Annotated in this window: 26 protein-coding genes; 13 read left to right on the top strand and 13 right to left on the bottom strand. The window is 61.9% G+C overall.

The features are described 5' to 3' along the window. Position 1: 1 nt before the first annotated feature. Positions 2 to 1051, top strand: coding sequence for a lysylphosphatidylglycerol synthase transmembrane domain-containing protein (locus tag ACR3FE_RS16835; RefSeq protein ID WP_458208531.1), 1050 nt, complete (start codon positions 2 to 4; stop codon positions 1049 to 1051). 71 nt (positions 1052 to 1122) lie between these two features. Here ACR3FE_RS16835 and ACR3FE_RS16830 read toward each other — a convergent pair whose 3' ends face one another. Both ACR3FE_RS16830 and ACR3FE_RS16825 read right to left on the bottom strand, forming a co-directional pair. Beyond that, the gene (locus ACR3FE_RS16830; protein WP_458208513.1) at positions 1123 to 2016 is read right to left on the bottom strand and encodes a ketopantoate reductase family protein; all 894 of its coding nucleotides are present in this window, start codon (positions 2014 to 2016) and stop codon (positions 1123 to 1125) included. Positions 2017 to 2046: 30 nt separating this feature from the next. Beyond that, positions 2047 to 2370 carry a DUF7130 family rubredoxin-like protein gene (locus ACR3FE_RS16825; RefSeq protein ID WP_458208511.1) on the bottom strand — a complete coding sequence of 108 codons (324 nt, stop codon included), beginning with the start codon at positions 2368 to 2370 and terminating at the stop codon, positions 2047 to 2049. A 179-nt stretch (positions 2371 to 2549) separates the two neighbouring features. On the opposite strand from ACR3FE_RS16825, the gene ACR3FE_RS16820 reads away from it, so the two are divergent. From ACR3FE_RS16820 to ACR3FE_RS16805, 4 genes are all read left to right on the top strand, one after another. Beyond that, positions 2550 to 2870 (top strand): hypothetical protein, encoded by a 321-nt coding sequence (locus tag ACR3FE_RS16820; RefSeq protein ID WP_458208510.1) that lies wholly within the window; start codon positions 2550 to 2552, stop codon positions 2868 to 2870. Between the two features lie 119 nt (positions 2871 to 2989). Continuing rightward, entirely contained in the window at positions 2990 to 3802 is an 813-nt protein-coding gene (pheA, locus tag ACR3FE_RS16815) for a prephenate dehydratase (protein ID WP_458208509.1), read from the top strand. A 70-nt stretch (positions 3803 to 3872) separates the two neighbouring features. Beyond that, complete coding sequence (gene hsp14 / locus ACR3FE_RS16810; RefSeq protein ID WP_458208508.1) at positions 3873 to 4310, top strand: archaeal heat shock protein Hsp14; 438 nt, start codon at positions 3873 to 3875, stop codon at positions 4308 to 4310. A gap of 75 nt (positions 4311 to 4385) precedes the next feature. Next, entirely contained in the window at positions 4386 to 4838 is a 453-nt protein-coding gene (locus ACR3FE_RS16805; RefSeq protein ID WP_458208507.1) for a peroxiredoxin, read from the top strand. 229 nt (positions 4839 to 5067) lie between these two features. On the opposite strand, the gene ACR3FE_RS16800 is transcribed toward ACR3FE_RS16805, so the two are convergent. Continuing rightward, positions 5068 to 5403: a thiol-disulfide oxidoreductase DCC family protein gene (locus tag ACR3FE_RS16800; RefSeq protein WP_458208506.1), complete on the bottom strand. Its 336-nt coding sequence runs from the start codon at positions 5401 to 5403 to the stop codon at positions 5068 to 5070. Positions 5404 to 5649: 246 nt separating this feature from the next. Here ACR3FE_RS16800 and ACR3FE_RS16795 point away from each other — a divergent pair, with 246 nt between their 5' ends. Further along, positions 5650 to 6564: a twin-arginine translocation signal domain-containing protein gene (locus ACR3FE_RS16795; RefSeq protein ID WP_458208504.1), complete on the top strand. Its 915-nt coding sequence runs from the start codon at positions 5650 to 5652 to the stop codon at positions 6562 to 6564. Between the two features lie 64 nt (positions 6565 to 6628). Here the strand turns inward: ACR3FE_RS16795 and ACR3FE_RS16790 are convergent, their stop codons facing one another. The 3 genes from ACR3FE_RS16790 to ACR3FE_RS16780 form a co-directional block, all read right to left on the bottom strand. Continuing rightward, the gene (locus tag ACR3FE_RS16790; protein ID WP_458208503.1) at positions 6629 to 7420 is read right to left on the bottom strand and encodes an aldo/keto reductase; all 792 of its coding nucleotides are present in this window, start codon (positions 7418 to 7420) and stop codon (positions 6629 to 6631) included. Positions 7421 to 7921: 501 nt separating this feature from the next. Further along, positions 7922 to 8389, bottom strand: coding sequence for a cupin domain-containing protein (locus tag ACR3FE_RS16785; RefSeq protein WP_458208502.1), 468 nt, complete (start codon positions 8387 to 8389; stop codon positions 7922 to 7924). A gap of 60 nt (positions 8390 to 8449) precedes the next feature. Then, positions 8450 to 8917 (bottom strand): cupin domain-containing protein, encoded by a 468-nt coding sequence (locus tag ACR3FE_RS16780; protein WP_458208500.1) that lies wholly within the window; start codon positions 8915 to 8917, stop codon positions 8450 to 8452. 213 nt (positions 8918 to 9130) lie between these two features. On the opposite strand from ACR3FE_RS16780, the gene ACR3FE_RS16775 reads away from it, so the two are divergent. Both ACR3FE_RS16775 and ACR3FE_RS16770 read left to right on the top strand, forming a co-directional pair. Next, entirely contained in the window at positions 9131 to 9451 is a 321-nt protein-coding gene (locus ACR3FE_RS16775) for a 4Fe-4S dicluster domain-containing protein (protein ID WP_458208499.1), read from the top strand. Between the two features lie 102 nt (positions 9452 to 9553). Then, positions 9554 to 9772 (top strand): hypothetical protein, encoded by a 219-nt coding sequence (locus tag ACR3FE_RS16770; RefSeq protein ID WP_458208498.1) that lies wholly within the window; start codon positions 9554 to 9556, stop codon positions 9770 to 9772. Positions 9773 to 9818: 46 nt separating this feature from the next. Here ACR3FE_RS16770 and ACR3FE_RS16765 read toward each other — a convergent pair whose 3' ends face one another. After that, a complete protein-coding gene (locus ACR3FE_RS16765) occupies positions 9819 to 9983 on the bottom strand; it encodes a DUF6757 family protein (RefSeq protein WP_458208530.1) in 165 nt (54 codons plus the stop codon). 64 nt (positions 9984 to 10047) lie between these two features. Continuing rightward, entirely contained in the window at positions 10048 to 10836 is a 789-nt protein-coding gene (locus ACR3FE_RS16760) for a PHP domain-containing protein (RefSeq protein ID WP_458208497.1), read from the bottom strand. 169 nt (positions 10837 to 11005) lie between these two features. Here ACR3FE_RS16760 and ACR3FE_RS16755 point away from each other — a divergent pair, with 169 nt between their 5' ends. Next, positions 11006 to 11290, top strand: a complete 285-nt coding sequence (locus ACR3FE_RS16755) for a DUF5789 family protein (RefSeq protein ID WP_458208496.1) — start codon at positions 11006 to 11008, stop codon at positions 11288 to 11290. Here ACR3FE_RS16755 and ACR3FE_RS16750 read toward each other — a convergent pair. Beyond that, the gene (locus ACR3FE_RS16750) at positions 11287 to 12297 is read right to left on the bottom strand and encodes a DUF5784 family protein (RefSeq protein WP_458208495.1); all 1011 of its coding nucleotides are present in this window, start codon (positions 12295 to 12297) and stop codon (positions 11287 to 11289) included. The genes ACR3FE_RS16755 and ACR3FE_RS16750 overlap by 4 nt on opposite strands. Positions 12298 to 12450: 153 nt before the next feature. Here ACR3FE_RS16750 and ACR3FE_RS16745 point away from each other — a divergent pair, with 153 nt between their 5' ends. Next, on the top strand, positions 12451 to 12624 hold the full coding sequence (locus ACR3FE_RS16745; RefSeq protein WP_458208494.1) for a DUF5786 family protein: 174 nt from the start codon (positions 12451 to 12453) through the stop codon (positions 12622 to 12624). Positions 12625 to 12652: 28 nt separating this feature from the next. On the opposite strand, the gene ACR3FE_RS16740 is transcribed toward ACR3FE_RS16745, so the two are convergent. Then, complete coding sequence (locus tag ACR3FE_RS16740) at positions 12653 to 13603, bottom strand: YkgJ family cysteine cluster protein (RefSeq protein WP_458208492.1); 951 nt, start codon at positions 13601 to 13603, stop codon at positions 12653 to 12655. A 108-nt stretch (positions 13604 to 13711) separates the two neighbouring features. On the opposite strand from ACR3FE_RS16740, the gene ACR3FE_RS16735 reads away from it, so the two are divergent. From ACR3FE_RS16735 to ACR3FE_RS16725, 3 genes are all read left to right on the top strand, one after another. Further along, on the top strand, positions 13712 to 13987 hold the full coding sequence (locus ACR3FE_RS16735; RefSeq protein WP_458208491.1) for a DUF7967 family protein: 276 nt from the start codon (positions 13712 to 13714) through the stop codon (positions 13985 to 13987). A gap of 488 nt (positions 13988 to 14475) precedes the next feature. After that, on the top strand, positions 14476 to 14682 hold the full coding sequence (locus tag ACR3FE_RS16730; protein ID WP_458208490.1) for a DUF7561 family protein: 207 nt from the start codon (positions 14476 to 14478) through the stop codon (positions 14680 to 14682). A gap of 157 nt (positions 14683 to 14839) precedes the next feature. Next, positions 14840 to 16648 (top strand): helicase C-terminal domain-containing protein, encoded by a 1809-nt coding sequence (locus ACR3FE_RS16725; RefSeq protein ID WP_458208489.1) that lies wholly within the window; start codon positions 14840 to 14842, stop codon positions 16646 to 16648. Positions 16649 to 16834: 186 nt separating this feature from the next. On the opposite strand, the gene ACR3FE_RS16720 is transcribed toward ACR3FE_RS16725, so the two are convergent. From ACR3FE_RS16720 to ACR3FE_RS16710, 3 genes are read right to left on the bottom strand one after another with little or no spacing between them, the layout of a single operon-like run. Continuing rightward, positions 16835 to 17833, bottom strand: coding sequence for a class I SAM-dependent methyltransferase (locus ACR3FE_RS16720; protein ID WP_458208488.1), 999 nt, complete (start codon positions 17831 to 17833; stop codon positions 16835 to 16837). Between the two features lie 5 nt (positions 17834 to 17838). Next, a complete protein-coding gene (locus ACR3FE_RS16715; RefSeq protein ID WP_458208486.1) occupies positions 17839 to 18951 on the bottom strand; it encodes a 60S ribosomal export protein NMD3 in 1113 nt (370 codons plus the stop codon). 42 nt (positions 18952 to 18993) lie between these two features. Next, on the bottom strand, positions 18994 to 19875 hold the full coding sequence (locus tag ACR3FE_RS16710; RefSeq protein ID WP_458208484.1) for an NAD-dependent epimerase/dehydratase family protein: 882 nt from the start codon (positions 19873 to 19875) through the stop codon (positions 18994 to 18996). Positions 19876 to 20035 lie beyond the last annotated feature (160 nt).

The raw sequence follows: 20035 nt of genomic DNA, 5'->3' as shown, positions 1-20035 counted from the left end.
CGTGACGGACGAGTCGGCATCGGACGGCGGGAAGGCGCTGTCCGCAGGACTGTCCGAACGGTTCGGCACCGGGAAGCTACTGCTGGGTTTCGTCGTCGCAGGCGTCCTCATCTACCTGCTCGTCATGGTCGCAGGCTGGCGACGAGTGATCGGTGCGCTCCAGGGGGCCGACTACACGTGGGTCTGGATCGCCTGCGCCTCGACGGTCGTCGGACTGGCCGCGTGGGGGAAAGCGTGGCAGATCGTGCTCGCGGTGCTCGATATCGAGGTGAAGTTCAGACGTCTCGTCGTCACCTACTTCGCGGCGACGTTCGCCAACTACGTCACGCCACTCGGACAGGCGGGCGGTGAGCCGTTCATCGCCTACATCCTCTCGCGGGATACGGAAGCGAACTACGAGGACAGCCTCGCCAGCGTCGTGACGGCAGACCTCCTCAATTTGCTTCCATTCTTCAACTTCGCTGCGCTCGGGTTGAGTTATCTGCTGCTCAAAGCCTCGCTGCCGGACAACGCGAAGACGCTTGCACAGGGACTCGTCGTGCTGGCGTTCGGCGTTCCGGCTCTCGCGTACGCCGGATGGCGCTATCGGCAGCGGGTCGAAGATCTCGTCCTCGCCCTCGTTCGGCCCATCGCCACGCGGACGAGTCGCATCACGGTCGATGGCGTTCGACACCGTATCGACCGGTTCTACCACTCGTTAGAGCGCATCGCGGACGAACCGCGCGAACTGCTGTTCGCACTCGTCTTCTCGTACACTGGGTGGATATTCTTCGCCCTCCCGCTGTACTTCTCGGGTCGGGCGCTCGGGCTCCCGCTCGAACTGGTGCTCGTGCTCTTCATCGTCCCGGCGAGTACGCTTGCCGGGTTGACGCCGACGCCGGGCGGACTGGCGGGCGTCGAGGCGGCACTCGCCATCCTCATCGTCGGACTGGTACCGGCGATCCCGTGGAGTGCGGCGGTGGCTGCCGCCATCGTCTACCGGTTCGCAAGTTACTGGTTCGTCCTCGGCGTCAGCGGCCTCGCGGCACTGTTCGTCATCATGCGGTCTTGACATCCTCCTCGCTCTGAAGGGCGAGGATTCCCGCGTTGGGATAGTAAGCCGCTACCGTCGTCACTCGCGTTTCAGCTATTCTCGCGTTCCCACGCGCTGACGAGGCTAGCGAGTGTTCGGTTCACGGGCGTTTCGACGCCGAGTTCGCGTCCGCGGGCGACGACGTACCCGTTTATCGCCTCGATCTCGGTTCGCCGTCCGTCGTCCATATCCTGGTGCATCGAGGAGGTGTTCGCGGCGGTCGCTTCTGCGACGATTTCGACCACGGTGACTGCATCCTCGTCGGTGAGTTCGACGCCCTCGGCACGGGCGACACGGGCGGTCTCACGGGCCGCATCCGCCGCGATCCGGTGTGCGTCACCCGTCAGGAGTGCCCCGTTCTCCACCCGCGCGAGGGCTGTTGTGGGGTTGATCCCCGCGTTCACGGCGAGCTTCTCCCAGAGGCGACGTGGCATGTCGTCTGCGACCACCGTTTCGATTCCGGCGTCGGCGAACGCCCTCCCGACGCGGCGTGCCGGTTCGGACTCTCCACCCTCACGCGCGCCGAAGACGACCTCACCGATGCCTGTACATTCGACGAATCCGGGTTCGGTCAGCACTGCGCCGTAGGTCGCGGTTCCCGACAGAACGGGGCAGGAGAGGTGTTCGGCCAGCGTCTCTTCGTTCCCCATCCCGTTCTGGAGCGAGAGCACGGTGTCGAATTCGCCGGTCGTCAGCTGTCGTGCGGCGTCCGCGGTGTCGAAGGCTTTGACGGTCACGATGGCGCAGTCGGCGCGAAGGTCGGTTCCGTCGGTCGTCGCGTCCGGCCAGACTCGGAAGTCGAACTCACTGTCGACGGCGAGTCCCGACTCGCGCACTGCGCTCGCGTGGGGGTCGCGCGCGACGAGCGTGACTCGATGCTCACGCGCGAGCAGCCCACCGATGAGGCTTCCGAGACTTCCAGCACCGAACACGACGATGTCCATACCCGACCGAGGAAGCGGGTGGTAAAAAACTCAGTCTTCTGTCCAGTAGTAGATCTCTTCTTTCGGCGCATCACAATTCGGGCATTCGTTAGGCATGCCGTCGTCCAATTCGCCCATCTCGCCGCACATCGAACAGCGCCACATCAGCTCTGCTTCGCCGAACTCGTGCCCTGCGCGGGCGTGGCCGATGGAGAGCGCCTCGTAGCCCTCGCGCATCGTGACGTAGAACCCCGATTCGTCGAACCCGCGGATGGTTCCGAGCCGGGTTCCCTCGTTGTCGTAGACGGCCTCTCCGAGGTCGAGTTTCTCCGTTTCGGTATCCTCGTCCGGTCGTTCGCCAGAATCTCCCACCATGTCCGAAGTTTCGTCGTTCTCCTCCTTAAATCCGACCGCCGACTCGGACTTTCGTGGCAGAAGGGAGCCCGGGAGCGAGAGTACGGTCGAACAGCCGCAGGTAGTAGTTCCCCTGCTAACGCAAGCGTCACGTTCTCCCGCGAACCGACTGAATGAACAGTTGATTGGTTCGGAAATTCATGTCATACGATATCCGATTCGAGTCGAAACACAGTCAGGTGACCACGAGTCACGAGACGATTCGCCAGTGGGTCGAAGACCGCGGTGGCGAACCTTCGTCGGTCGAAGCGACTGCCGACGGCGGTGCGGGTATCCTCCGGCTCCAGTTTCCGGATACTGAAGACGACCACGACGAGTTAGTACCGGTCGAGTGGAACGAGTGGCTCGAGAAATTCGATTCCGAAGACCTCGCGTTCGTCTATCAGGAGACGACCGAAGAGGGGAACACGAGTCGGTTCTACAAACTGGTCGATCGGAAGACCGCCCGGCAACACGCGTAGCAAACTACCAGACGACAGATATCGAGAATCATCGACGGCATACGGAGCAAACTACCAGATAGCGTACCTGTTCTGTCAACCCCGACGCGCTTTTGCCTCCCGAATCGAAATCCCTGGGCATGCAGGCAGTCACGCTCGGCCCGGCGGGAACCTACTCGCATCGTGCCGCCAGCGCAGTCGCCGACGACGTGGAGTTCCGCGAGTCGGTCACCGCCATCGTCGAGGCGGTCGTCGATGGCGAGTACCCTCGCGGCGTGGTACCGATAGAGAATAGCATCGAGGGGAGCGTCACCGGAACGTTAGACGCGCTCGCCGAGAACGACGTGGCCGTCGTCCGCGAACTCGTGACGCCGATTCGCCACGCCCTGATGGCCCAGAGCGAGGAGTTCGAGACGGTCGCCAGCCACGCACAGGCGCTCGCGCAGTGTCGGTCGTACCTTGAAGACGAATTTCCCGACGCGAAACGGGAGGCGGTCGCCAGCACCGCTCGCGGCGTCGAACGTGCCCGCGCTGATCCATCCGTGGCGGCCATCGCTCACCCCGACAACGCCGAAGAGTTGACCGTTCTCGCGGAGGACATCCAGGAACGAACCTCGAACGCGACGCGATTTTTCGTCGTCGCGCCCACGAGTGCGCGCTCGCTCGCGGGCGGGAAGACCTCGCTCGTCGTCTATCCCGGCGCGAACTACCCCGGACTCCTGTTGGCACTGCTCGAACCGTTCGCGGAACGTGATATCAACCTCACGCGAGTCGAATCGCGTCCCAGTGGCGAACGACTCGGTGATTACATTTTCCACATCGATTTCGAGGCCGGATTGTACGAGGAACGGACCGAACGAGCCGTCGCCGAAGTCGAAGCACTCTGCGAGAACGGCTGGGTGCGCCGTCTCGGGTCGTACGACAAAGAACACGTTCTGTTCGGGGCTGACTAGATAGACACCGGGCTCGAGTCGGCGTGAATTTTTAAGGTTTCGCGCGCCGAACCCACGATTGGGTGAAACGATGGCCAGACGAAGGAATCCTTTCGAAGAGATCGAGGAGATGTTCGAACGAATGAGCCGCCAGTTCGAAGGCATGGGCCGTCAACTCGAATCCGGTGAGATGGGCCTCGGAACCGGTGGTATGTCGGTCGACGTCGCCGACCAGGACGACCAGTTCGTCGTCACCGCCGACGTGCCGGGCTTCGAGAAAGACGATATCGACATCACGTTGCAGGACAACCGACTCCGGATCTCGGCGGAGCACGAGTCGGAGGTCGAGGAAGGCGACGAGGAGTACATCCGCCAGGAGCGGAGTCAGCGGTCGATGCGTCGGACGGTCACGCTCCCCGACCCCGTGGACGAGTCGAACGTCTCCGCACAGTATCAAAACGGTGTGCTGACGGTGACGCTTCCGAAACTCGGTGGCGACGACGAGTCACACAACATCGAAGTCAACTGACTCCGGGGTGGACGGTCTCCCGACTCGGGGTGGCCAACCACAAGCGGCTTTTTACTTCGGGCGTTATCGCCGGGTATGACACTCGAAGCAGGCGACGACGCGCCCGACGTGACAGCGACGAACCAGCACGGCGAGACGGTTTCGCCGCCCTTCGAAGCGCCGACGGTCGTGTACTTCTACCCACGCGACGACACCCCCGGTTGCACGGTCGAAGCGAAGCAGTTCAACGAGGAACTCGAAACCTACCGGGACGCTGGTGTGGCAGTCTATGGCGTCTCGACCGACGACGTGCAGAGCCACGAGTCCTTCGCGGAGAAGTACGACCTCGGGTTCGACCTGTTGGCCGACCCGGATGGTGAGATCGCAGATGCCTTCGGCGTCGAAGTCCAGCGAAACGCTGCCCCCCGGACGACGTTCGTCCTCGCCAAGGACGAGGTGCAGGCCGTCTATCGCGGTGTCGACCCCGATGGGCACGCTCGGGAAGTGCTCTCGGAGATGCTGGACGACGAACTCGTGACGCTGGACTGAGGCGCTGGACTGAGGCGGGTTTCGATTCGCTTACTTTCGATCGAGACGATGACGAGGGCCGAAGAAAGCAGATCCTTCCACGTCCACGGAATAACGAGATTCCTCCGCGAGCGGTGTGTTTCGCAGCGATAACTAGCAACTCTGTAGAGCGAACGTCAGCAACTCTGTAGAAATGAGCACGCGATATCCGGACTCGTACTCTTAGCGATCGGTGGTCTTCTTGCACCTCTTAGCGACTGACGACCTTTCCCCACCATGCTCGATGGTCGGCGACCCAGCGATAGAGTGGCTCGCGGATTCGAGCGCGGGTGCCGTCCGGCAGGAGACGAAACAGTTCGACGGCGACGTGTTCAGGTGAGTCCAGTCGTGAGATGACTTCCTCGGTCGCCGCGCCACAGGAGTAGACTCGATCGTCGGTGAGGAGGTGAACACACTGCTCGAAATCGGCGGGGAGGCGGGCGCGCTGGTCGGGCGTGAGTTCGGAGAAACCGACGAGTTCGAAGTCGCCGTGGGCGTCGGCGTACTCCGCAGACCACGTGCAAAAGCCACAGTCGTCGTCGTACACGAGTCGGGGTCGAGGTGCTCGTCGGGACACACGTACCCTACGCGACCGGTTTTGATACCGTTTCGGATTGGTGATGACACAGGCATATCCTTTGGGACGACTTCGCATACACCTTCGAACCGGTGGAACTCAATTTTGATGCACATCGTCGCAATCGACCCGGCATCGGTCGGAACGCATACCGTAGATATCAGAAAAAGAACCTCTTACAGAGTCTTTATTTACCAGGTCGTATATAAATTACCCATGCGCCGTAGAAGATTTCTGACGGCGTCCGGAACTGTACTCGTCGGTGGGGCCTTGGCGGGTTGCACTGGTTCTGGGCCGGAAGACGGCGGGAATGGGGATAGTACGACTACCACGATGGGGGCGGGCGGAACGACCTCGTCGGGAGGTGGTGGAACGACGAGCGGGACGAACGAGACGACCGCGAGGAGTGGTTTCCAACTCGTCTCGGCGACCGTACCCGATAAGGTCACCATGGGCAGGCAGTTCACGCTCGAACTGACCATCAAGAACAGGGGGAACAGCCCCGCTGCGTTTCAGTCGCCGATCCAGGTCGAGGGAGGCGGGGGTGGTATCCAGCAGTCCGGTACCATCCAGACCGACGCGATCGAGTCGGGGGAGACGGCGACGTGGTCGACGAAGCTCACCTATCCGTACGTCGGGAAAGTCACCTACCGGGTCGATGCACTCGAAAAGGAGTTCACCGTCGATTTCGTCGGCGAACAGCTTTCGGTCGGCGAGACGTTCCTCAGCCCGACGGAGATGGCGGTCACCATCCGAGATGTCGTCTTGACCGACCGCTATCGGTACGTGCGAGACAACGGTCGGCGGGTCGATGTGGACGCCAGCAACGGTCGCCAGTGGGCTTTCGTCACCGTCCACGCGAAGAACCGATTCCGAATGGGACAACCGCTTCCGACGGTGGATTCGTTCCGCCTGCTCGTCGGCGGGCAGGAGCTGACGCAGGCCAGTATCGCCAAAGAGAACGGCCAGTACAAGTTAGAACGGTTCGGGCATCGGAGGGTCGAACCCGGCGCGAGCAAGAGCGGGTGGCTGGTCTACGAGCTCTCCGCCGACCGCTCGATGGACGACCTCGCGGTCGAGTGGAACGGAAGCGACGAAACCGGCTCGTGGTGGGCGCAGTGGCGAGCGTAATCGACGGCTGCCCACTACAGGCGTTCGGCGTTGTTCGGGTACCACGGCCCCGGCCGTAGCGCCATCAGTTCCACGGCGCTTCGTCGGGATCGACGAGCCGACGCTGGCGGTCAATGGCGTCGATCGCGGCCATATCCTCCTCGTCGAGTTCGGGAACGGCGAGGTTCTCTCTGAGGTGGTCTTCGCCCGTGGATTTCGGGATGGGGACGACGGTTCCTAGCTGTTGGAGCCACGCGAGACTGACCTGCGTGGGTGTCGCGTCGTGTTTGTCGGCGATCTCTCGGAGTTGGGGAACGTCGCCAGCGTCTCCCTGCATGATCGGTGCGTAGGCGACCAGCGTGAGGTCGTGTGTCTCGGCGTAGGACTGGAGTTCCGCCTGCCGGAAGAGCGGGTGCATCTCGACCTGGTTGGCGACGATGGGTGCGTCGAGGATGTCGCGCGCCTCGTCCAGCAGGGCTGGCGTGAAGTTGCTCACCGCGACGTTGCGGGTTTTGCCTGCCTCGTAGAGCTCGTCAAAGGCGGGGAGCGTGTCCTCGGCCTCGTAGGCGCGCATGGGCCAGTGGACGTAGAGGAGATCGACGTACTCGACGCCGAGTCGGTCGAGGCTCTCGTCGGTGGTTCGGAGTACGTCGTCGTGTGCGAGGGTGTCCGGCAGGACTTTCGTGGCGAGGAAGACCTCGTCGCGAGGAACGTCGGCGCGGGCGATCCCCTCTCCGACGGCGGCCTCGTTCTCGTACATCTGCGCGGTGTCGATATGCCGATAGCCCAGTTCGAGCGCGGTTGCGACGGTCTCGGCGCACTGCTCGGGGTCGCTGTTGCCGGAGGTGCCCAGTCCGGGTGACGGAATCTCTGTCATGTTTCTGTCGAGGGGTGGCGGGGCGAAAAAGGTCGGTGTCGCGGAAAAGAGAGGCTCCAAACGAGCACGTCACAGCCATGCGAACTCCTCATTCCAGTTGAAACGAAGGGGTGGGGGGTATGCCACCAAACCCCGCATCCCTACTGAATCTTTCGGCGCGAAAATTCAGTTGAAAAGTTCGTTTTGGGTATGTGTCCTCCGACTGAGTATTCGGGTTTGTCACTCGTTGGCGAACCCCTTCGTTTCGGGTGGAGAAGTTATTCCGGGGTTTTCTCGGGGTTGCATTTCGCCTGCAGAGTGGTTTCTGCCGGGAGAGGGTACTGTTTCCGGTGGAACTCGGCGATTCGGTCTGTGTGTGATATGCGGCGTTCGGACGGAGTATTTAAATCAACTTGCCAGTACAAATCAGTACGATCCATTCTATTCCAGTACGTTTCAGTACATTTCAGTAGAAATCAGTACAAGTCGCTTTCGGTGTCTCCGATCCCTGACGAACCGATGTCAATCCATCCTCGTCGTCACGGTCTCACAGGTGAGACAGTACACGTCGATCGCCTCCTCGTCGTCGGTCATCCGCATCCAGTGCTGCGTTTGCTCGCCGCATTCGGCACACTCGCGCAGGAGTTCGCCCGACTCGCTTTCCTGCGGAGCGCCGAGCGCCAGCGCGACGACGCGCTCGTCACCCTCGTTTCGTCCGCGCTGGTAGTCGCCGGGTGCAAACCGGACGATCTCACCGGCCTCCACCACCACGTCTTCGTCTTTCGTCTCGAACGTCGCGGTACCCGACTGGATGTAGAACACCTCCTCCTGGTCGAAGTGGGTGTGGAGACCGGGCGAGAAGTTATCGCCCGGTGCGAGTTCGTAGTAGTTGACCGCCACATCTGTCGTTCCGAGTGCCTTGCCCACCGGGCGCGTGACCGACGCGGCACTCATGAACTGCTCGACCTCCTCGATAGCGACTTTCTCCATACCTACTGCTCTGTCGCCAGCCCGAAAAATCCCCCGTGAACTCGACCGAATCGTCCGGTTTCAGTCGAATCGTCCGGTTTCAGCACCGCATCCCAGACACCGCGTCACGAGCGCGTCCTTACTTTCGGCCATCTCGATAGTGTTGGGCGTTCGTTCCCCACAGTCCGGACACTCCCGGCGCATCTCCACCAGATCGGACTCCCGTGGCGCGCCGAGCGCCAGCGCGACCACGCGCTCGTCACCTTCGTTCACACCCTGCTGGAACTCGCCGGGGGCGAACCGAACCACTTCGCCTGCTTCGACCGCGACGTCCCCGTCTTCCGTCTCGAACGTCACCGACCCGGACTGGATGTAGAACACCTCTTCCTGGTCTTCGTGGGCGTGATACCCGAACGCGAAGCTCTCGCCCGACGCGAGTTCGTAGTAGTTGATGGCCAGATTCTCTGTCCCGAGGGGCTTCGAAAGTCCTCGTCGGATGTCAGCAGGACTCATCCGTGCGTCAACATCTTCGATGGTGACTTTCTCCATGCGGGTTCCTCCGTAAGGAGATGCCGTAAAACCATCCGCTGACAGCGAACTGGTATTTAAAATCTTTGTTAGCCGAAAAACGAGAACAGCTTTCTCTGGGCCGCTCTCATCCGTTTTTAGCCTAACCTAAAAATTCCACCCGGCGCAAACACTTAAGTCCAGAACGGGGATTTAAGTATCCCTCCTACGTTGGTAAGCGCAGGTGGACGACTAATGGCTATTGACCCACAATTCACGCAGAACCGCGAGAAAGTTGATGAACACGAGGGCCACGACGTCTGGGGGCCGGTAGACGAACCCGAGAAACTCGGCATCCACGGCACGCACGTCGCAGTGGACTTCGACATCTGCATCGCAGACGGTGCCTGTCTCGAAGACTGTCCCGTGGACGTGTTCGAGTGGGTAGACTCCCCCGGACACCCCGAGAGCGAAGAGAAAGCAGACCCGACCAACGAGGCCCAGTGTATCGACTGCATGCTCTGTGTCGACGTCTGCCCGGTCGATGCGATCGACGTCGACGCCGGTCGCGTCTGAGCATCGGTATCGAAAATCACTCTTTGTTCTTCCCTCGAAATTTCATATCTCATCCGCACCTAGTTGTATGAATCTTCGCGATCTCCAACGACATCTCTCCCGATGGCGGCCGTGAGTCTCGAATCGGAGCGAACGGACGACGTGTTCCATCTCGACTTCGGCGATTCTCCGAGACCGTTCGAGCCAGAGGGCGTCCTCGAAACCGACCACGATGGCGACGTCGTCACCGTCTTCACCATCGCTGGCGGCGGTGCGTCGCTGGTGCTTTCACGAGTACCTACTCACCCCGTTATCTCGATCACCGCAGAATTCGAAGGCTAGTCGGGTCTGTTGCTCGCAAGACCAGTCGAGTCAGTCAACGTCGAGACTAATCGGGTCGGTCGACGTCCAGTTCCTGTCGAAGAGACGCCAGTGCGTCGGATTCCGCGAGGTCTTCGAATCGCTCGCGGAAGTGCACGTCGCAGAGACCGACCTGCACACCACCTAACTCCGGTGCGAACGACGCTTTTCGGTCACAGTAGTGACACCGCATATTCCCACGTATGGCTTCCATCGAATTGAAACCTGCGTTCATCGAACCACACCGTCCCCTGTGGTCACACCGTCACCGCACTTCGGAAGTGACGGTACTCCTCCTTCGAGAGTCCTGCCTGCCCCAACGTATCGTCGTGTGCGTCACTCCCACCGGTCGGCACGAGTCCGTGGTCTGCGATGGCGCGCTCGACCGGTCGCGGGTCGATGTCACGTCCGTAGGGGTAGTATCGCTCGACTGCATCCAGCTCGCTCGTCAGGGAGAGCGCCGCTTCGGGGTCGTCGTATCGATAGGGGTGTGCTAATCCGACGAGTCCACTCGCCTCGGAGAGCAGTTCGACGCCCGTTTCGAAACTCGGCACGTCACGGGCGACGTAACACGGTTCTTCGGAGCCGATGAGTTCGGCGAACGCGCCGCTAAAATCGTACTCCGTGTCCGGGTGGTCGTCGATAGCGCGGGCGACGTGTGGCCGACCCAGCCCCTCGCGCGTTTCGAGGTCGAGGTCGATCCCGAGACGGTCTTCGACGCAGTCGATGATGGCTTGCCCGCGTTCGACGCGGTCGGCCTGTAGTCGCTCCAGTTCGTCCACGAGTTCGGGTGTCGGATAGACACCGTATCCGAGGAGATCGACGTGCTGTCCGTCGGGTGCTTCGACCCGGAGTTCGATACCGTGGACGATGGTTACGCCCTCCATGACAGACACGGGTGTCGGCAGATCGGGATGGAGTCGGTCGTGGTCTGTGACGGCGACGACCGACACGTCCGCAGACCGCGCGGCAGCAGGTACCTCCTCCAGTTCCATCGACCCATCGGAGTTGGTCGTGTGAACGTGGAGGTCGGCGAAGACACTCATACTCCGTTTCTGTCGCACGGCAGGAAGGGGTTTGTGGTGTGGCCGAGATCTATAATCTGCGCTTCAAACGGGTTTACAGTGTGTGATTATACCGATTGTACATCCTTATATTCGTAGTATCTCCTTGGCGACAAAGTTTATAATGAACTTTGCTGTTCGTTAATCCGTAATGACGCTCAAGCAAGCAGACCAGTTGCTCGACGCCCACCAGTATCCGACCGACACCGAGCAGCTGATCGCTGCTCATGGTGACTACGAGATCGACCACCCGAACGGAACCGAGACTCTCGGTGACGTGTTCGGTCGCGTCGAGAACGAGACGTACGAGTCCCCACAACAGGCCCGTGAAATCATGTACTGCGCACTCGGTCACGAAGCCGTGGGTCGCCGCCACTACAGCGACCGCGACCCGACGACGATGGGCACGCTCGGCCCGGAACAGGTGTCCTTCTAAACCCACTCGACCGCCCGCTCCAGCGACAACGGAATCGACCCTTTTGTGTACGCTTCGACGTAGCCAGAGGGTCGCGCACGGAAGACGACCGCAGGCCGATGGCGAACGCCCGGTTGCTCGCCGACGACTGCCGCCCATTCGTCGTCCCGGAAGCCGGAACAATCGACGAACAGTACTGCACCGCCACCGTGTTCACGTAGCTGGCCGGTCGATTTCGTCGCCGCCGTCTCGCGCACGGCGGCGACGGGCGTGTTCGCGGCCCTGCGCGTGGGTGGCTGCGGGCGCGTGACCTCGACGAGGGGGGCATGGTCGCCGTTGACCGGTTCGGCCCTGAAATCGAGCGAGTGGCCAGTGGTCACCTCGATCTCGGGTTCGAGGTCGTAGCCAGCGTCGGTCAACACCTTGGCGACGGTGAACTCGCTCATCGCGGAACTCATGCGGGTCTCGTCGACGTACTGGCTGGTGCCGAGCTTCGAAGCCATCGTGTAGCGATGTTCGTCCAGCGCACCGGTGCTGAGGAATCGCTCGTAGAACGAGAGTGCTTCGTCGCTCGTCGCGTCCGGAAATCCGGCGGCGTGATCGCGGAAGAACGTCCGCGAGGTCTCCCTCCCGTCTTTCGAGAAGAGAACGGGCAGGAAGAACCACGAGAGATAGTCGTATTCGGCCAACCACGGCGATTCGACGGTGAGGTCAGCGAGCAGTTCGCGCTGGCCCCACCGAGCGATCGGATAGGGCACTTCGTCGAAGGTGTACTTGTTCGTCCGCCAGAGAACCGGCGGCGTCTCGGTGTTCCCGAGCCAGTATGCACCGTCGTCGTCCCACGCGAACAGGGCGATATCGCCGTTGTCCATCTCGAACCGAATAGCATCGAAACCGTTCGGCTCGACGTAATGCGGTGTCGTCGAAATCGCACCGAGCTTCGAATCGAGGTGGGCGTACAGCTCGTGAGAGATGCGGTCGTCATCCCACCGCTCCGTAGAGCGGCGAAAGCGGAGCGGGCTTGCCACGCGGAACTGTAGTAACCCCGAGCGTTTACGTGTTGTGCACACGGCACGGGACGGGACGCTGATATCTGTCTGACGATTATCCAGCTTGCGTGAATGATGTGAATATCCGTTACATTAATAACTGGGTGTCGCCAAGGTATGGGTGTGGTTGTCATGTCAATGGGTGCCTATGACGAAGACGAGCACGAGCGCCGTGAGCGAAAGAACAGTACCGTCGATGCCAGCTTCGATGACGTACGCTCGGACTATCACGGGACTGTAGAGTACGACTCAGGCGACTCGGCGGAAGATCTGCTCAAGCAGTTCGAGGAGATCAAATCCAAGTAGCTGTCGTTCGGCTGTTTTCCGCGCGTGCTCACCAACCGGACGTGGGCGGCGCTCCGCGGTCGTTCTCGACCTGCTTCGCTACCGACGGGTCTGGCTCGTCGTCCATCGTTCGTTCTCCCGCCATCTGTTCCCACTCGGTGATGGCTCGTCCGGCCCACGAATCTGCCGCCAACGCTCGTTCTCGTACGTCCTCGTACATCTCGCGGTCGGTGTTCGTCGTGCCGGGTCGACCCGATATCGCGGCGGCCACGAACCGAGCCCGGTCGTCGTCGGTCAACTCGTCTGCGAGCAGGCGGTCGACGACACCCGTCAGTTCGTCCGGGTCTGGATAGACGAAGACCTTCTCACCGATCGCTTGCGGGCCGAGGAGGAGTCCCGAGAGCGCGCGCGGCGGCTCGTCGTCCAGCAGGCGCTCGCCGCCGAAGGCTGCCTCGACACGTTCACACTCGGTCTGCTGGCCGAGTTTGAGGTTGTGCCCCGGATACTCGGCACACTCCATCGGATACTCGTCCTCGCCGTGAACCCGACACTGGAGTGTCTGCGGGTCGAGGAAGACACACGTCGGAAGCCACGCGGGGACTACTCCCGCAGGGGCATCGGCGTCGTCGGAGTCATCAGAGTCATCTGAATCGTTGGAGCCGTCGGTTGCGGCAGAATCGTCCGCTTCGCCGATTCCGAACGGAGCGACCGGTTTCGGCGGTTTACGGAGTCCGAGGAAGAAGGCGGGTTTCCCCTCGATGGCGGCCAGTTCTACCCCATCGACCTCGACGCCCGACTCGTCTTCCCAGAGTCGTGGCGTCAGCGCGTCGGCGAGTCCGGCGTCGAGGAACGCCTGTGTATCACCGCGAGTGAGCGGCACGAGGTTGTAGGTGTCGTCCAGCGGTTTGCGTGGCCCACGGCGTTCGTGATCTGACGCTCCCGGTGCGATGGCACGCCAGTCGATACAGCAGCCAGCACAGCCCTCGCAGTTCACCTCCATACCGTCCACTGTTTGCGACTGAGGGGTATAAACAGCCCGGCGGGAGTGAGTCGACTGCCGGGAGAACGGCCCGGCGGGAATTATACTCCTCCGTCGTCGACTACGGGTATGGACGACAGCGTGCGCGTCTGGCTCGTGGAGCGAACCTACTCGGACGACGAACAGAATCTCATCATCCTCGTCTACGCGACACCGGACGGAAGCCGGTATTTCCGGAAGGAGCGTGCGCTTCCCAGCTTCACCGGTTCTGCCAGACCTACCCTCGCCGCACTCGACGTGTCGCCGGAGCAACTGGGTACGGTCGACGACGAGGAGACGAAGGAGCGATACGCGGCGGAAGCCGGACGGATGGCCGACGAACACGACCCCGACGACGAGATTTGATCTCGACAGTCCCGTCATCGCGGTCGTCTAGGTGTACGACGATTCCGGCAGTCTGCACACCAGCCAGTCGTACTGAGCCGCGACTTCGTTCGGTCGATTGTTTCGCTCTTTTTTCGGAGTCTCGGGATAGTTGGGAGATGCGTATGGATTTCGGATACACTCGTGACGGCGCTTTCGTGATGATGGTGCTGTTACCGCTGTGACGGTGTCCTCGAAAGCCCCCGCCGTATCGACCACCTGAAGACGTCATCAGAAACCTCCGATTTCTGATCGGCATACAAGAGCTTCGCTCACGACGACCGCGCGCGAGGGCTTTCTGGAACACTGCCACGGAGGCAGCTCGGTTATCGCAACGGCTGAACTCCAAGACACCTCTCAATGCCTCGTCTCCAGTACATTTCAGTACGAATTAGTACATCTCGCTTTCCAGTCCTCACTCCGTACAGCGGCCCGAACGTTCTTTCTTCCTCAAATTACAACTGTGACGTATGGCCTCCGAAGAGTGCGACGGCTGCGGGGCGGCGGTGCCCATCGCGGGCGGGATCGCCAACCTCTGGAACACGAAACCGCAGCCGTCCGGCGGGATGACGCTGGAGTTCGAGGACGGGAGCGAACACTTCCTCTGCTACAGCTGTATCGACCAGCTACCGGACTATCCCACGAAGGAGGACGTGGCGGAGTTGAACGTCGAATAGGTGTCCGGCGTCTCCGCCGACGATGGAAACGCGGCGAAATCGGAGATACGACCGCATATTAACCGGCAACCTGCGTTTAATCGTACTGTCTCCACCGACTGTTCCATCCGACGAAAGACCGGCAGGTTTTACGCCCCTCCTCCCCGTTACACCAACAGTGAACCCCGAGCGGATTCGAGACGAATTTCCCGCGCCCTCCTTTCGCGGCAATCAGCAAGACGCCCTCCAAGATATTCGAGACGCCTTCGAGAGCGGCAACGACGTCGTGTTGGTGCGCGCACCGACGGGGAGCGGCAAGTCCCTTCTCGCCCGCTCTATCGCGGGATGTGCCCGGCGTGTGGACGAGGCCGCGCCGAGCGATGCGACGGGTGCGTACTACACGACACCGCAGGTGTCCCAACTGGACGACGTGGCGAGCGATACTCTGTTGGACGACCTGAAGATCATCCGCGGGAAGCGAAACTACTCCTGTATCCTGCCGGGCGAACACGACACCCCCGTCGATAGAGCGCCCTGCGCCCGCGAGAAGGGGTACGACTGCTCGGTGAAACATCGGTGCCCGTACTTCTCCGACCGCGCCATCGCCAGCAACCGCGAGATCGCGGCGATGACGCTCGCCTACTTCATGCGCACCGCCGGCTCGGAGGTGTTCCGCAAGCGCGACGTGGTCGTCATTGACGAAGCCCACGGTCTCGCGGAGTGGGCGGAGATGTACGCGACCATCGACCTGAATCCTCGGACCGTTCCCATCTGGGACGACCTGAAGATCCCCGAGATGACCGGGCTTGACAGGGCTGTCGAGTACGCCGAACGCCTCGCAGGAACCTGCAAGCGCCGAAAAGACGACCTCATCGCCAAGCCGGAACTCACCGCACCGGAGGCGGCCCGCCGCGACCGGTTTCAGGAACTCATCTCCGAACTCGATTGGTTCGTCGAAGACTACCGCAACCCCGACAGCGCGACCGAGTGGGTGGTCGACCAACCCGACGGGAAGGGTGGCCCGATCACCATCAAGCCGATGAATCCGGAGCGATATCTCGCTCACACCGTCTGGGAGCGCGGGAACAAGTTCGCGCTCCTCTCCGCGACGATCCTGAACAAAGAAGCCTTCTGTCGGCAGGTCGGTCTCGACCCCGACCGCGTCACGCTCGTAGACGTGGCCCACACCTTTCCGGTCGAGAATCGCCCGCTCTACGACGTGACGCAGGGGAAGATGACCTACGAGCACCGCGAGGAGACCCTGCCGAAGATCGCGCGAACCATCGTTCGGGTCATGCAGGCCCACCCGGACGAGAAAGGGATCGTCCACGCTCACTCCTATCACATCCAGCAGCAACTCACCGAGAAACTCCGCGAGTTCGGCGTCGGTGACCGCGTGCGCGCCCACGAGCGCGACTCCCGCGACGCCGACCTCGAAGCGTGGAAAGCCAGCGACGACCCCGACGTTTTCTTATCGGTGAAGATGGAGGAAGCCCTCGACCTGAAAGGCGATCTCGCGCGCTGGCAGGTGCTCTGTAAGGCCCCATTCTTGAACACCAGCGACTCGCGGGTCGCCCACCGTCTCGAAAACGGCCAGTGGGCGTGGTACTACCGGGCCGCGCTCCGCACCGTCATCCAGGCTTGCGGCCGCGTGATCCGCTCGCCTGACGACTACGGCGCGACCTACCTCGCCGACTCCAGCCTCCTCCAACTGTTCGACCGCGCTCGTACCGACATGCCCGACTGGTTCGCAGAGCAGGTCGACCGAATGTCACACCCCGACCTGCCGGCGTTCGACCCCAGCAGCGCGAGCGACGGGAGCGGCGGATTAGGAGGGCAGAGCGGATTTAGCGGACGGGGAATGAGTCGAAGCGGCAGTAGCGAGGGAAGCGGAAACGACGACTCGGGCACGCGCGAGCGCACACAGACGCGGCGCTCGCGCGACCGAAAGAAGAGTCCGATGGCGGACGTGTGGGACACGGAGTAGCCCCATCGAATCGCTCAGAGCAGTGTCACCGTGTACGCGACCGCCGAAAACAGCATCAGGCCGACGAAGAACAGCGATATCAGTTTCTGTCGAACGTTTTCCATACGACTGCCGAAACTATCCGGGAAAATAAATCTTCGGACACGGTCGGTACGCGATCTCGTCCGATCATACTATCTCGTCCGGTCACTCGACCCGTGCGTCCACCACGACGTGCCAGACGCCCTCGCTGTGGCTCTTGACACGTCTGCGGTCGATCACTTCGATCTCGCGTCCGTACTCGCTGGCCGCTTCCCGAAGCCTGCCGACGGGGCGCTCCCAGAGCCGGTTTTCGGGCGTCGTCTCGTGGAGGTGGACGACGCCACTGGGTTCCAACGCCGCGAGTGCAGTATCGAGGTACTCGTGTGCGTCGTAGTAGCCCATGACGACGCGGTCTGCGGTCGCTTCCACCTCCCGGCAGTCGGCTCGGTATGCGTCGATCCGGTCGGAGACACCGTTCAATACGGCATTTTCGAGGAGAAATCGGAAGGCTGTCGGGTTGCGTTCGACCGCCGTCACCTGCGCGCCCGCACGAGCCATCGGGAGCGTGAAGTAGCCGATTCCGGCGAACATGTCGAAGACGCGCTCGTCGGGTTCGACGATCTCACCCATCCGAGAACGCTCTCGCTGGTTGCCGGGGGCGAACATCACGTCCTGCAGGTCGAGCGCGTACTGCGTTCCGTGCTCGGTGTGGATGGTCTCCGTATCGCCCGACCCCGCGACGACCGTCACCTCGGGTTCGCGGTGCTCGCCCGAGATTCCACCACGTGCGAGGATGGTTTCGGCCTCCCCGTGCAGGGAGAGCAGCGCCTCGCCGACCTCCTCTTTTCGAGGGCAGTCGCCGAACCGCACGAGCACGACGCTGCCGACGACGGCCCACGATTTCGGGACGCGGGCGAGCTCGTCGTCCGACCAGCCGTCTGCTCGAAGATGTGATTCGAGGTCTGGAAGTCGGCGCTCCGGGTTCGCCTGTTCGATGACGTCGAGTACCGGCGTCATCTCGGGTTCCTGGCTCACCGGCAGTTCGACCGTCTCGTCGTCGTGTGAACGTACCTTCCGGGAGTCGTCGTAGACGCCCTCCGCCGTGAGGTCGGCGATAGCGTCCTCTGCTCGTGGTTTCTCGACCAGCGCAGCGAGGTCACTCATGGAGATCACTCATCGGGAACCACGTAGAGTCCGTTGCGGCTCTTGAACACCGAGACCATCTCGGCGTCCTCGTCCATGTACGACGGGCGGGCGATGGTTTTCGTCTGGTAGGTCTCCGGGTCGAGCACCTGTACCGCGTGTTCGTCTTCGACCGTCACGAGCGTGGTTTCTTGACCATCTTCGATCGTCCCCAGTTTTCGCGCGTTCGGGGCGTGGCCGTCCTCGAACCGGGCTTCGTACTCCTCACCGGTCGTGATTCGCCGCCCTTTCAGATTCCCCTGGACGCTGCGGACGATTACTGGCCCTTCGTCGTCGTCCGGGTCGATGATGTCGCCGGGCGTGAACGGTGGGAGCCGAATGGCGTAGGTGACGCGGTACACTTCGTTGCCGTCTTCGTCCTCCGTGACGAGCGTCTCGGAGTCGGAGAAACTGCCGCCGAACTCCTCGACCAGCTTGTTGGATATCTTCTTGCCGATGTTGTTGGTCGAGACCTTCATGTTCAGCCCGTCCGGCGTCTCGTCCATCTCGGTGACGAAGGCGTTTCGGTCGCCCGTCGCCTCCATGCTTGCGACGATCTCGGTGGCGATCTCGCGGGCGCGCTGTTCTTCCTCTGCGGTCGGCGTTCGGTCGACGGCCCGCACCTGTACGATGCTGGCGTAGTAGTCCCCCGCGATGCGACCGCACCGGGTACAGGTCTGGCGGGAGATCCTGACGGGGACGACGACCTCCTCTTCGACGAGCGTGCCGCGAACCACGCCCGAGAAGTAACAGTGCATCCGGATCGTGTTCTGGTCTACCTGTTCGGGTTCGACCTGCCACGAGACGTCTTCGGCATCGACGTGGACGGCGAGTGCTTCGCTCACCTCCTCGATGGCGATGTCGGTGTAGTCGCGGGCACCGATATCGACCCATCGTCTTCCGCGGAAGACTGCGCCACATTGAGCACACACTCGGACTTCGATTCGCTCGGGAGCGTCTACGAGGTCGAACCGGTCGAAGTAACAGGCGTCGCAGAGCTTTCGATCTCGACGGGACGCAGACGCTGGATACTCCCGTTCCGTGGTGTCGGTTGCGATAGGGTCACCACAGTTCGGGCAGAATTCGCGAGATTCGGTCATTACCGGTCGTTAGTCGTTCTCGCTTTTAAGCCTGTAGAAGGTTCACGCGAGGGCGACCTCGTCTTCGTCGACAGCATCGCGCCACGAGTTGGTCGGCTCCCACCCGAGCACCGACTCTGCTTTCGCGGTCGAGAGTGCCGAGTCGCGCCCCGAGATACGACAGTCGTCCGGAACCTCCCCGAAGAACTCGTGGAGGGCGTCTTCGATCGGTCGATCGAGATAGTTGTCCGCTCCGCCGACGAGAAACGGTTCGTGGCCGTCGAAGTCCGTCGTGATCGCGCCTTCGATGGCGGTCGCAACGTCTCGAACGTCGACGTACGACCAGAAGTTGCTCGCTCCGGTTGCGAGGTCGTCCCGAGCGCTGAGACAGTCGTACTCGCCGGGGAACTGCACCCACGAGGCGCGGATCGACGCGACCGGAACGTCGTATCGGCGAGCAACCATTCCACCGATATCCTCGCCGACGACCTTCGACGTTCCGTACGGGTCTTCCGGCTCTAGCGGGTGGTCTTCGTCCAGTGGTAGATACTCCGGCAGCGACGGTGCGCCAGCGAGCGGGAACCCGTACGCACTCTCGCTCGACGCCCACGCGATGCGAGCGTTCGTCCGCCCTGCGGCGGTGAGGACGTTGTACGCGCTGATGACGTTGTTCTCGAAGACTCGCATTCCAGCGTGGCGCTCCGGCGACGGGTGTGGCGTCCAGTGAACGACTGCATCGGGATTTTCGCTGGAGATGACCTCTCCCGTTTCGACCTGTTCGGTCAGGTCTGCCGTGCGGAATGAAACCCTCCGATAGTTATCTAACTCCCACCTCGTTCGAGAGAGACCAACACAGGTCACGTCCCACCCCTGCTCGGCGAGATGGACAGCGAGCCACCGTGCGGTACGGTCGAGACTCCCGGCGACGAGAACCGTCCCGGTCATCGACGTACCCTCGGCGGTTCGTAGAACATATTCATCGCTAATCGATGTTCAGGGGTAAGCGTTCTGGCCCGCCATCAGACCCCGTCTATTCAACCAGTTAGCATCGCAGCTTTTCGCGGTGGAGATTCTAATGTTCCAGAGTCATAACCGGAACGAACTG

The sequence above is a fragment of the Haladaptatus rarus genome (genome assembly GCF_054177585.1).
Note: the sequence above shows the minus strand (reverse complement) of the source record. Positions and strands in the feature narration are given on the sequence as shown.